The organism is Enterobacter cloacae complex sp. 385G4 (genome assembly GCF_057320665.1).
Genome location: NZ_JBXWDD010000004.1, coordinates 23,037 through 35,222, shown reverse-complemented (window position 1 = coordinate 35,222; position 12,186 = coordinate 23,037). Strand labels below are relative to the sequence as shown.

Annotated in this window: 9 protein-coding genes; 5 read left to right on the top strand and 4 right to left on the bottom strand. The window is 58.1% G+C overall.

What is annotated here, in order from left to right; genetic code table 11:
- Window positions 1-4: 4 nt before the first annotated feature.
- The 4 genes from AC2FAJ_RS12980 to gss all read left to right on the top strand — a co-directional run bounded on the left by AC2FAJ_RS12980 (window position 5) and on the right by gss (window position 4,768).
- Complete coding sequence (locus AC2FAJ_RS12980; protein WP_188245708.1) at window positions 5-850, top strand: ABC transporter permease; 846 nt, start codon at window positions 5-7, stop codon at window positions 848-850.
- On the top strand, window positions 843-1,820 hold the full coding sequence (locus AC2FAJ_RS12975; protein ID WP_485454223.1) for an ABC transporter ATP-binding protein: 978 nt from the start codon (window positions 843-845) through the stop codon (window positions 1,818-1,820). The genes AC2FAJ_RS12980 and AC2FAJ_RS12975 overlap by 8 nt, the downstream gene beginning before the upstream one ends.
- On the top strand, window positions 1,817-2,788 hold the full coding sequence (locus AC2FAJ_RS12970) for an ABC transporter ATP-binding protein (RefSeq protein ID WP_188245706.1): 972 nt from the start codon (window positions 1,817-1,819) through the stop codon (window positions 2,786-2,788). The genes AC2FAJ_RS12975 and AC2FAJ_RS12970 overlap by 4 nt, the downstream gene beginning before the upstream one ends.
- Window positions 2,789-2,905: 117 nt before the next feature.
- The gene (gss, locus tag AC2FAJ_RS12965) at window positions 2,906-4,768 is read left to right on the top strand and encodes a bifunctional glutathionylspermidine amidase/synthase (RefSeq protein WP_485454222.1); all 1,863 of its coding nucleotides are present in this window, start codon (window positions 2,906-2,908) and stop codon (window positions 4,766-4,768) included.
- 54 nt (window positions 4,769-4,822) lie between these two features.
- Here gss and pgaD read toward each other — a convergent pair whose 3' ends face one another.
- From pgaD to pgaA, 4 genes are read right to left on the bottom strand one after another with little or no spacing between them, the layout of a single operon-like run.
- Window positions 4,823-5,257, bottom strand: a complete 435-nt coding sequence (pgaD, locus tag AC2FAJ_RS12960) for a poly-beta-1,6-N-acetyl-D-glucosamine biosynthesis protein PgaD (RefSeq protein ID WP_045260787.1) — start codon at window positions 5,255-5,257, stop codon at window positions 4,823-4,825.
- Window positions 5,254-6,585, bottom strand: coding sequence for a poly-beta-1,6-N-acetyl-D-glucosamine synthase (pgaC, locus tag AC2FAJ_RS12955; RefSeq protein WP_485454221.1), 1,332 nt, complete (start codon window positions 6,583-6,585; stop codon window positions 5,254-5,256). Before pgaC ends, pgaD begins: the two co-directional genes overlap by 4 nt.
- Window positions 6,578-8,515, bottom strand: a complete 1,938-nt coding sequence (gene pgaB, locus AC2FAJ_RS12950) for a poly-beta-1,6-N-acetyl-D-glucosamine N-deacetylase PgaB (protein ID WP_485454220.1) — start codon at window positions 8,513-8,515, stop codon at window positions 6,578-6,580. Before pgaB ends, pgaC begins: the two co-directional genes overlap by 8 nt.
- Before the next feature lie 8 nt (window positions 8,516-8,523).
- Window positions 8,524-10,962, bottom strand: coding sequence for a poly-beta-1,6 N-acetyl-D-glucosamine export porin PgaA (gene pgaA, locus AC2FAJ_RS12945; protein ID WP_485454219.1), 2,439 nt, complete (start codon window positions 10,960-10,962; stop codon window positions 8,524-8,526).
- Window positions 10,963-11,635: 673 nt separating this feature from the next.
- On the opposite strand from pgaA, the gene AC2FAJ_RS12940 reads away from it, so the two are divergent.
- Entirely contained in the window at window positions 11,636-12,163 is a 528-nt protein-coding gene (locus tag AC2FAJ_RS12940) for a helix-turn-helix domain-containing protein (RefSeq protein ID WP_045260784.1), read from the top strand.
- Window positions 12,164-12,186: the final 23 nt, after the last annotated feature.

Genomic DNA, 12,186 nt, shown 5'->3' with positions numbered 1-12,186 from the left:
CCGGATGAGCAGACGCTGGCAGCAGGTTCGTCACCAGCTGCGCCGCAACCGTCCGGCGCAGTTCTCCCTGTTTGTGCTTTTTATTTTCGTTGTCGCCGCGTTCTGTGCGGGGTTAAGTCCGTACGATCCAGATCGGATGGCGCTCGGCGCGCGCACGTTGCCGCCGGATGCCGCGCACTGGTTCGGCACCGACGAATACGGGCGCGACTACTTTACCCGCGCGCTGTACGGCGGCCAGATCTCCCTGATGGTCGGTTTTCTTGCCATGCTCTTTTCCACGCTTATCGGCACGGTGGTAGGAACGGTGAGCGGCTATTTTGGCGGCTGGCTGGATAACCTGATGATGCGCGCCGTGGATATCCTGATGGCCATTCCGGCCTTCTTCCTGCTGCTGGTGGTGAATGCTTACCTCAAGCCGGGCGTGGATAACATCATTCTGATTATCAGCCTGCTGACGTGGATGAACATGTCGCGTCTGGTGCGTGCTGAAACCCTATCGGTGAAAGAGCGCGAGTACGTGCTTTATGCCCGCGCGTCGGGAGCGCATCCGCTGCGTATTATCGTGCGCCACATCATTCCCGGCGTGCTGCCGACCATTATCGTGGCGGCCACGCTGAATATCGCCTCGGCCATTCTGATGGAGTCTACGCTCAGCTTCTTAGGGCTGGGCGTGCAGGCACCGGCGGCATCATGGGGAAGCATGCTTAACAACGCCCAGTCTTATATTGGCGAAGCGTCGTGGCTGGCGATGTTCCCCGGCATTCTGATCCTGCTGACGGTGTTCAGCTTTAACGTGCTGGGCGATGTGTTCCGTACCGCCTTTGAGCCGGGAGCAAATCGCGATGAGTAACTTATTAGCGCTTGAGAACCTGCAAACCACGTTCCGCACCCGCGAGGGCGAGGTTCACGCGGTGCGCGGCGTGAGCTTTCAGGTTCAGCCGGGCGAACTCGTCGGTATCGTCGGCGAGTCGGGCTGCGGGAAAAGCGTCACCTGTAAGTCGATCATTCAGCTTCTGGGGAGCAACGGACGGATAACCGGCGGCAGCATTCGCTTCCAGAATGACGATCTGGCGCAGAAAACGCCCGCGCAGATGCGCGCCATTCGCGGCAACGAGATCGCGATGATTTTTCAGGATCCGATGACCGCCCTGAACCCGGTGCTGACCATCGGCAAGCAGATGGCTGAGATCCTGATGCGTAACAAAGGGCTGAGCAAAAAAGCGGCCAAAGCGGCGGCGATCGCCATGCTGGAACAGGTAGGCATTGCCGAGGCGGAACGCCGCTACGACCAGTATCCCCACGAGTTCAGCGGCGGGATGCGACAGCGGGTGATGATCGCCATTGCGCTCTCCTGCAGCCCGAAGCTGCTTATTGCCGACGAACCGACCACCGCGCTGGACGTGACCATTCAGGCGCAGATCCTGCGCCTGCTGAAAAGCCTGCAACAGCAGACCCGAACCACGATTCTGCTGATCACCCACGATCTCGGCGTGGTGGCGCAGGTCTGCAGCCGCGTGGTGGTGATGTACGGCGGGCTGGTGATGGAGGAGGGGAGCGTGGAAGACATTTTTTATCGTCCTGCGCATCCTTACACCCAGGGGCTGCTGGCCTCGCTGCCGCGCCCGGATGAGGTCAACCAACGTTTATCGCCCATCGAAGGCGCGCCGCCTGGCCTGCTTAACCCGCCCCCGGGCTGTCCGTTCGCGGAACGCTGTCCGAAACGCATGCCCCAGTGTGAACGACAGCCCGCATTTTACACCACCGGAGAGGGCCATCGCGCCGCCTGCTGGCTATGGGCCGATAAGGAGATTCAGGCATGAGTGAACAACAGGCGCCATTAGTGAGCGTGCGCGAACTGCGCAAGCACTATCCGCTTAGCGGCGGTTTGCTGCGTAAAGGCGTGGCCGTGAAGGCGGTTGATGGCGTGAGCTTTGATATCCAGCCTGGCGAGACGTTTGGTCTGGTGGGGGAGTCCGGCTGCGGCAAATCCACCCTCGGGCGCGCCATCCTGCGCCTGTTCGATATCACTTCGGGCGAGATCCACTTTGCCGGACAGTCAATCGCCCATGCCCGTGAAAAAGAGCTCAAGCCGCTGCGTAAGCGGATGCAGGCAATTTTTCAGGATCCTTACTCCTCGCTCAACCCCGGTATGACGGTGCGACAGCTGGTGGCCGAACCGATGCAGATCCACGGCTACAGCCGCGAAGAACAGCGAGAACGGACGGAAACGCTGCTCTACAAAGTCGGGCTGAAGCACGAACACCTTGAACGGTTCCCGCATGAGTTCAGCGGCGGGCAGCGTCAGCGCATCAGTATTGCCCGCGCGTTGTCCGTGCATCCTGAATTTGTGCTGTGCGATGAGCCGCTCTCGGCGCTGGACGTATCGGTGCAGGCGCAGGTGGTGAATATTTTGCAGGACCTGCAGCAGGAGTTGGGGCTAACCTATCTGTTTATCGCCCACGATCTCTCCATGGTGCGCCATATCTCCAGCCGCATTGGGGTGATGTATCTCGGCAAACTGGTAGAGGTGGCCCCGGCGAATGAACTGTATCAGCGCCCGGCACACCCTTACACCCGCGCGCTGCTGGCGGCGGTTCCCCAGCCCGATCCGCGCATCCGCAATCTCGAAGACGCCACCCTGCGCGGCGACATTCCAGGCCCCACGTCCGCGCTGCCGGGCTGTAAGTTCTGCAGCCGCTGCCCGCACGCCATGCCGGTTTGTCAGACGCAGGAGCCTGCGATGCAGGAGATTGCGCCAGGGCATTTCGCGGCATGCTGGTTGTTTTAAATGTTATTCACGCGTCGCGCAGGTGTATGATAAACGCTCCTCTGTCAGGTTAATTACAACGTGCAGACGACGACAACCCTTCAAAAAATTGCCGCCTGCCTGTTTTAGGTTGGATACATGCGTAAAGGAAAGTTAAGCAGTGATGCGCCATTCGGGACATTGTTAGGCTATGCGCCCGGTGGCGTGGCGATTTACTCATCAAATTACGGCAGTCTGGACCCGCGTAACTACCCGGAAGACGCGGACTTTCGCAGCTATATCGGCAACGAATACATGGGCCACAAGTGGCAGTGCGTTGAGTTTGCCCGCCGTTTCTTGTTCCTCAACTATGGCTTCGTGTTTACCGACGTCGGCATGGCGTGGGAGATCTTCTCCCTGCGCTTTTTGCGCCAGGTGGTGAACGATAACATTCTGCCCCTTCAGGCTTTTGCCAACGGCTCGAAGCGCGCACCGCGCGCCGGGGCGCTACTGATCTGGCAAAAAGGCGGCGAGTTTCATGAGACCGGCCACGTGGCGGTGATCACCCAGCTTCTGGACGATAAGGTGCGTATTGCGGAGCAAAACGTGATTCACTCGCCGCTGCCGCTCGGGCAGCAGTGGACGCGCGAGCTGCGCATGACCGTGGAGAACGGCTGCTATACCCTTCATGACACCTTCAGCGATACCGAAATTCTCGGCTGGATGATCCAGACGGACGACACGGAGCACAGCATTCCCCAGCCTGAACCGGATGGTGAACTGCTGAAAATCCGCGGCGCGCGGCTGAAAAACAAACGTCAGTTCGACGGAAAATGGCTGAACGAAAATGACGCGCTGCAGCAGGCGTATATCCGAGCGAACGGCCATGTGATCAACAAAGATCCCTGCCAGTATTTCACCGTCACCGAAAGCGCCGAGCAGGAGCTGATCAAGGCCACCAACGAACTGCACCTGATGTACCTGCACGCGACGGACAAGGTGCTGAAAGACGACAATCTGCTGGCGCTGTTCGACATCCCGAAAATCCTCTGGCCGCGCCTGCGCCTCTCCTGGCAATGGCGTCGCCACCATATGATCACCGGTCGTATGGATTTCTGCATGGATGAGCGCGGCATTAAGGTTTACGAATACAATGCCGACTCAGCGTCTTGTCACACAGAAGGCGGGTTGATCCTCGAAGAGTGGGTCAAAAACGGCTATCGCGGCAGCGGGCACAACCCGGCGGAAGGGCTGCTTGAAGAGCTGACCGGCGCATGGAAGCACAGCCACGCGCGGCCGTTCGTTCACATCATGCAGGACAACGATGTCGAGGAGGACTACCACGCGCTCTTTATCCAGCGCTCGCTGATGCAGGCCGGGTTCGAGACCAAAATCCTGCACGGGCTGGAGGCGCTGAGCTGGGATGGCGCCGGACAGCTGATTGACGACGAAGGTCGTCACGTCAACTGCGTGTGGAAAACCTGGGCGTGGGAGACGGCGATAGAGCAGATCCGCGAGGTCAGCGAAACCGAATACGCCGCCGTGCCGATCCGCACCGGGCATCCTGAGGGCGAAGTGCGCCTGATTGATGTTCTGCTGCGCCCGGAGGTGCTGGTTTTTGAACCGCTGTGGACCGTTATTCCCGGCAACAAGGCGATTCTTCCGGTCCTGTGGCAGCTGTTCCCGAATCACCGCTACCTGCTCGACACCGATTTTGAGGTTAACGACCTGCTGAAGCAGACCGGCTATGCCGTCAAGCCGATTGCCGGACGCTGCGGCAGCAATATCGATCTCATCAGCGCCCAGGACGAACTGCTGGATAAATCCAGCGGCAAGTTTGTTGACCGCAAAAATATCTACCAGCAGCTGTGGTGCCTGCCAAACGTCGACGGCAAGTACATTCAGGTCTGTACCTTTACCGTGGGCGGAAATTACGGCGGGACCTGCCTGCGCGGTGATGACTCGCTGGTGGTGAAAAAAGAGAGCGATATCGAGCCGCTGATTGTACTCAAGGATAAGTAACGTGCATCTGCGCTAAAAAAGCCCCCGCAGGGTATTCTCTGTGGGGGCTTTTTGTTACTGCGCTTCCTCGTCCTGCTGCGCGCTGGTTTTCAGTTCGATGATGCGTCCAATCTGGTCATGATAAACCGTCAGCAGGTTGTGCTGGCTCATCTCCGAGATGAGCTGCGGTGAGACGTTAAAGCTGCGGGCAAGTTCGTCATGATGCAACAAGCCCGGCTGACGTCGTCTTACGTTCGCGCGGCGGCGGTTGTACTGATACCACAAAATCAGCAGCCAGCCGTTGAGCGCGGCGAACAGCAAATAAATCAACACCGTATTAAAGGAGGCAATAATCACGCTCCACCGGTGGTCGCTCTCCTCGGTTAACTGCATCCACAGCCTGGCATACAGGAAGAACAGAAACCCGCCCCACGCCACCACGGTTAACGCGGCATCAAAAAGTCGTGGCAGCAACCGATGTTCAGTCAAAATTAAGGTATTTTCATTCATTGAAGGCTTCCTTTTCCCCTGTCCGGACTGATCCAGCGCGCGCGGGCGCGCTGACGTTTAAGCATGACTTTTGGAAATGCGACGAGGGTGGTGAACAGACCAATCATCCAGTAGACCATCGGGAACCAAATCACCCAGAAAAGCGAGCTGGCCACCTTGCGCTCATAGCGCCGCTCGATGTACAAGCTGACCAGGAACTGCAGCAGGCACATCACGCCCAGCAGCAGCCCGGTAAACGCCGGGGGAAACAGGGTTTCAACAGTCAGCCTGGCGGGAATGGGCGCGACGTGGCTGATGATGTACAGCAGCACCGTTATCGCATACGCGAAGGCCCACAGCGTTGACAGCGCGTACTCCAGAAACAGGGGCCACATGCGGTGATGCTCCCAGCGCACCATCTTGCGCAGGTTCACCAGAAATACCTCCGCGCCGCCCTGTGCCCAGCGCAGACGCTGCTTCCACAGGCCCTTCAGCGTCTCCGGCATCAGGATCCAGCACAGCGCCCGCGGCTCGAAAAAGATATCCCAGTGGCGCAGCTGGAGCTTCCAGCTGATGTCGATGTCTTCGGTGATCATGTCCGGGCTCCAGTACCCGACGTCCGCCAGCGCCTGTCGGCGAAAGGCGGCGATGACGCCGGAGACGGTAAAGACCCGGCCATAGATCCGCTGCGTCCGCTTGATGAGCCCAATGATGGACGAAAACTCGCCAACCTGAATGCGGCCAATCAGCGTGGAGCGCGTGCGAATGCGCGGGTTCCCGGTAACCGCCCCGACGTGGGGATACTGAATCAGCGGCGCGACCAGATAGGCCGCGGTGTCGCGGTCGAGCAGGGCGTCGCCGTCAATGCAGACCAGCAGATCGCCCCGGGCCGCCGCCGCCCCGGCTTTGAGCGCCACCGCTTTTCCCTGGTTCTCCACGAGGTTAATCACCCGCAGGCGCGGCTGCTCCAGCGCCAGCTGCTGCAGCACCTGCGCGGTGTTATCAGACGAGCCGTCGTTGATGGCGATCACTTCTACATTCTCGTACCGCTGAGCCAGCGCGGCGCTGATGGTCTCTCTGGCGTTTCTTTCCTCATTGAAGCAGGGGATCAGAATTGAGATGAGCGGCTCGCCGGCGAGCGTCGGGGCGGGCGTGTCTTTATCCCACGACCAGCGGCGTTCAAGCTGAAACCAGAAATAGAGGCCGCCGGTGACCCAGAGCACGGACATAAACAGCGGCCAGAAGAAGACAAAATCCAGAATCAGCTCGCCGGTAAAGAGGGCGGCTACCCCTAACGGCAGCCCGAATACCAGACACAAAATTGAAAAGGCGATTATGCGATCAGTCATTGTCAGGGTACCAGTAGGAAGAAAAGACGGGCCTGATGCGCGAGATATCAGGCTGGTTATTGATGAAATCGTCAGGGTAGTAGCCGTAGTTTTTGATGCCGTTCAGCTGGAGGACGCGCATCCACGCCGCAAGCTGACTGTCGGAGACGGCGCGCTGCGGCTTCTGCTCCCAGTCTCTGGCCTGCAGCTCGAAAATGGTTTTATCCAGCGCGCCGGGCCGCGCGGCGACGGCCTTGATCAAACGCGTCAGCCAGGCATTGCTCTCGTTCGCCGGAACGGACTCCATCAGCGGCATTGCCATGGGCACCGTCCAGTCATAGGCCGCCAGAAAATCATCGAGATTCTGCGCAAACCACGCTTCGCTTTCGGGCTGCAGAATGGGAAGGACGAACATATTGCGGGCGGTTTTTATCTGCGGGCCGCGGATGTGCTTCACCGCCTGGCTCAGAGCGCGGGTAAATCCGATAAGCCTCCGGCTTTTCTGGCGCGTCGTGTCCTGCCCGGCAGCGTCAACGTCCGTCAGTACCGCATCGTCATGGAACAGGATCCCGTTGAAGCTGGCATGGCGGGCCAGATCTTCATAGATTTCCGTCACCTGCAGGCGAACCTGCGGATCCCACGGTGAAAGCCTGATGTAGGGCTCATTGGCCTCGCGCAGCTGGCCGGTTCGATCGTCCCGGCGCTGCACGCGCGGCAGGGCAGGATCGAGATCGAACGAGAGCACCGGCATCCACGCATAGACCTTCACCCCCGCGCGGGTTTGCAGCTGCCAGGATACGAAGTTAAAGAGATCGGCCCGGACCGGAAGCCGGCGGTTGGGGAAATAGAGCGCCCTGATCCTGCCGTCGCCCTGCGGGTCGGCAAACGCCTGCAGGAAGACGTGGCTGATTTTCATGTCGTAGACCCGCTGGATCAGCCTGTTGATGTTTTGGGTCTGCTGAGCCGGATCGGGATCGTAAACGTAGTCGAGATCGACGTGCATCACGCGCACGGGATCGCGCTCCTGAACCCGGCTGACCGAACTGGCAAACGCTTTGAGCGAGGGGTTGCCGGCGATCAGCAAACGGGGAATGCTACCGAGATTGCGCACGTCACCCAGTCCGTCCTCCAGGGTAAAGGCCAGCCGGTAGCCCTGCTGCCTGGCGATGGCGAGCGACGTACCGCTGGCGGCACCGTAAGGCCAGACCCAGGCGCGCGGCGCTTTGCCCGTCACCTGCGCGATTTTCTCCGTCACCTTGCGGACGTCATCGCCGATCCGCTGGCTGAACTGCTGGTCAGTTTCATAGCGCCCCGTCGCTTTATCATAAAAGCGGTTGGCGATGGCCGGTTCGCGGCTGCCCTGCGGGTTGGCGACGATGCCGTAATGCGAGGCCCAGGTATGCGATCCGATCTCAACCAGCGGAGACCGACTGAGCTCGCGCACCATGTCCCACGTCGCGAAGCGATCGCGGGGCGTCATCAGGCCGCCGAAGTTAACTTTTTGATTTTCCGGCGTATCCACCCAACTGCCCACCGGCGCCCAGAGTGCAGGGACGTTCCACGCCTGAAGCAGCGGCCAGACGCGGGTGTAGAAGCTGCTGTAGCCGTCGTCAAAGCTAAGCAGAACGGCTTTCGGCGGCAGCGATTTTTTGCCGTCATGCGCGTCCAGAATGTCCTGCACGCTGATGGCGTGATAGCCGTTGTGCAGAAGCCAGCTAATCTGCTCGTTTAGCGCGCTGGTGCGCACGGAGAGGTAGCGCTGATCGGCGGCATCGTCTTCGACGTCGTGGTAGGCCAGCACCAGAAACTGGTTCTGCGGCCAGGGTTTGCTCGCCTCCGGCTGCGGCCGCTCGCTGGGCGCAACGAACGAGATCGCCTGCGCCCAGACGCTCGCGCTGAGGCAGAGCCAGCCGATGAGGATCAGGCTCACGGAAAAACGTGTGTTCAGCATATTCATCCTTAAAAGCGTAAAGTCGCATCAAGCGTGACGGAGAGGTTGCTCTCGCGTTTGCCGTCGTAAGGGCGTTTATCCCAGTTCAGCATCACGCCGGTATCAATGACGTTATTCCACTGGACGCGTTGCCCGTAGCCCAGCAGGGCGATGGCGCCAACGGACTGGTTTTTCTGCCAGTAGCTGCCGACTCCCGCCACCAACTGCTGGCTCCAGAGGGTGTCGTAATGGCGGTACATCTCATGGTCCACGGACAGGGCGGCCGTCACGGACAGATCCCGCGCCGGGTTGTAATAGAGCGTGTCCCGCAGGCTGTTTTTACTGGCGGCGATCCCCGGTTCAAGATCCAGCGTCAGGGTCGGGGTCTGCCAGAGACGCTCCTTACCCGTAAGGGTGTATTCCTGTCGGCGATTATGGTCTGAGAAGCGGCTGACGGCGGCGCTGAACTGGTACTCACGGCGCTCGTTTTGATACCAGCGGATCCCGCCTTCACCCCGGTTAGCGCTAATCCCGTTGCGTAATGCCCGTAGCGGCGCGGTGCGGGATAAGCGTTCAAGGCTGCCGCTGACCTGCCAGTTATCATTTAGAAAGTACGTGGTTGAGAGGCTAGCACCCGGCTTGTTTTCACCGTGATAGCGGTTGCTGGATACCTCGGCTTCGAGCTGAAGGTCGCGAGGACGCCACTCGACGCCGCCCAGGAGGTGACGGCTGGTGCCTTTGCCTTCATCGAAATTACCTTGCGCATAGCGGGTACCCGCAAACAGCCGCCAGCTATCCGCTACCGGTGGACCATAGAGCGTGGCATCCCCGTTCAGGTCGTGCGTCCCGCTGATGGGGTTATCGGAGTGCAAGCCCTTGCTCGCGTTAAGGCGCAGCTCGGACATGTGATGCACCGTTCTGAGCCTGTCCAGACGCCTGGCGCTGCGAGCAACGGGCGCGCGGGCAAGCACGTCGTCGGCCAGTAAATCCATCTGTCGCCATTCCTGCAGATCCATGGCGACGTAAGCCTGCTGCTGTTCCAGCTCCAGATTAGATGGCTCCAGCGCCTCCGCCCTTTTTAACGTTTGCTCGGCCGCGCGCGGCTGGCCCCGCGCCTGAAGCAGAGTGGCATAGTCAATCTGCAGCCCCTGATTGCCCGGCGCCGTTGTGGCCAGACGGTGCGCCAGCTTATCCGCGTCCGGCAGGGCGTTGGTTGAGAGCAAATAGTTAAATTTGAGCGACTGCCCGGTAAGCCACCGATCGTTGGGCTGCGGAGTGGGCGAGCCGAAATCGTAGCGGGTCCACGGAACGCTGCGGGTCTGGCGCTCAACGTACTGGCGAGCGGCCTGATACTGCCCCGTGTCCAGCCAGGCGTAAAAAAGCGCATGCTCCTCGTCCTGCGGATCGGCGGCGTATTGCGGATAGTGTTGCAGCAGCGAGAAGGCGGCAGTGGCGTTTTTCTCCTGCAGATACGCGGAGATCGCCCAGCCGATGGCCCAGCCCGGCACCGGATGCTGCGCCTCCGTCAGCGACTGATATTCACGGATGACCTGCGGGTAATCGCCATGCGCGTACAGCGCACCCAGCCTGTCGATACGGGCGAGGATGATGTCTTCCGCTGCCTGCGGTTCGTGTTGCCAGCGTGAAAGCAGGGCGTCGTAACGATTCAGTGCCGTTTGCGCCAGCTGCAGGCGCTCCTTTTCCGTTCTGCCAGGCACGTCGGCAAGGCGAACCCATTCTGCGGCGGCATTAAGCTCCAGACGGCGGCGCTGCGCGGGGGTCAGCGTTACCCTTTGTGACAGCATCAGCGCGGGAGTACTCACCCGGTTATCCGTTAGCGCGTCAATCAACTCGCTAAGGAGCGCGTTATTCTCCGGCGAAAGGGTCAGCGCGCGCGTGTCCGCTAAAAGCCGATCCCAGCTTTTTCCCTGGCGTAACCAGACGTACGAGAGCGTCTGAAGATGCGCCGGAGAGGGATCCTCCGTCACCAGCTGGCGGGCTTCCTGCAGAGCGAGCGTATCCATGCGGGCATCGGCCAGGGTTTTGATATAACCGATACGATAATCGTCATTATGTGGCGCAAGGCTACGCGCCTCTTTCCAGAGCGATAAGGCAGGCTGCCACGCTTTTTGATCTCTTCTGGCCTGCGCGACAGCCGCAACGCCGCGAGCGGGCAGCGGCATATAAATGCCATAGCGCTGCCAGAGCTGAATCACCTCGTCATTACGACCTGCCCACACAGCCACCTGTAACCAGTCCGCTACTTGCTCGGGCGTCAGAGCATGCTGTTGCTGATACCGCTGAAGATAATTGAGAAACGGCGTGTAATTACCGTTACGTGCCTGTTGAATCTGTTGCTCATAAACGGATTCCGTTGCCTGAACGAGAACAGGAAACAGAAATAGCAGAAACAATAATCCTGGGGCGCGATAAAAGAATAACGTATTGAAGCGAAGCGATCTTTCCATATCTATTTGCCATTTGTTTATCATGAATCCATTGCATAACACGGCCGCCTTTTAACTCTGCGTTAAAGGCCATAAATGAGAACATTAAATCTGAATGCAGTAACGTTATGGGGTACTTACTTTAAGGTAATTATGGAACCTCCTCTTTGGAAACTGGGTGGAAGGTAATGTACACCTGATATGTTGCCGGATAAATATGGTGAAAAGCAGAGGGGTAGTTTTGGGATAATTCTGGAATGAGATGTCTTTTGTGATTATTTTGAATTGAGTGTGTATTTGTAACTACTTGATATTAATGTAATTTATTTAGGTGTTTTTGAGTTTGTTTATATTCCCGGCGAGGTTTTATTGTAGCAATTAAAGTACTTTCTGGTGCATGTTTGGGAAGTTTCATGACAAAAAGTCTTAATGTTCATCGAAGTGACTTTTCTGCGATTGTTTTTTATTTATAATTAACGCCAGCCATTGAATGAAAGTCTACAGGAAGTCTTACTCATCAATGTCTGTATTGAGGGATGTTCAACGCCAGAATACATATTGTCGTTAATATTACAGCGCTATAAAACGAAGGCGGCCTTCTTTCTGAAGGTGCGCTCTTGCTTTAATCTAAAAGGGATGGTTAGTGGCAACTTCAATAGTGTTAGTGACCCAGGATCGCTATCTTGTCAGGGGGATGAGGCTATTTTTCCCGGATATTATCCTGCTCGACTCGATTGACAGAAACATATTTGATAACGGTGCAGATGAATATTCTGTGTTGATTGATAGCCGTTCTCCGCTCCGTTTATATGATTACCTGATACGCCATCCGGCCAGAACAAAAAAAACGATCTGCTGCGTTATGCTGGATATGCGACATCGCGAGGAGAATCTACTCAGTATGAAGTTGTTTATGAACACGTCGCTTACGGCGCCGGATATGGCATCGTTATTTAACCTGGTGCTCAATATGAAGGGCAGGCGTCTGACCACCAAATGGCTGCTTAACTTACGGCTTGGCACGCACGAAGCGATCATGCTGCGGTTGTTGAGGGCAGGGATGTCGATGGAAGCGATTGCCGATGAGCTGAACACGTCGGTGAAGAGCCTCTATCGCAAGCGGACAGCGCTGTCGGAACGCCTGGGGGCGGAGAACTTCAACGAGGCGTGTTTGTTTATCTTTAAAAACAAACTGCTGGACGCGGTTGGGAACGATCCCTGAATTCCTGAGAGCCTAAAAGCAAA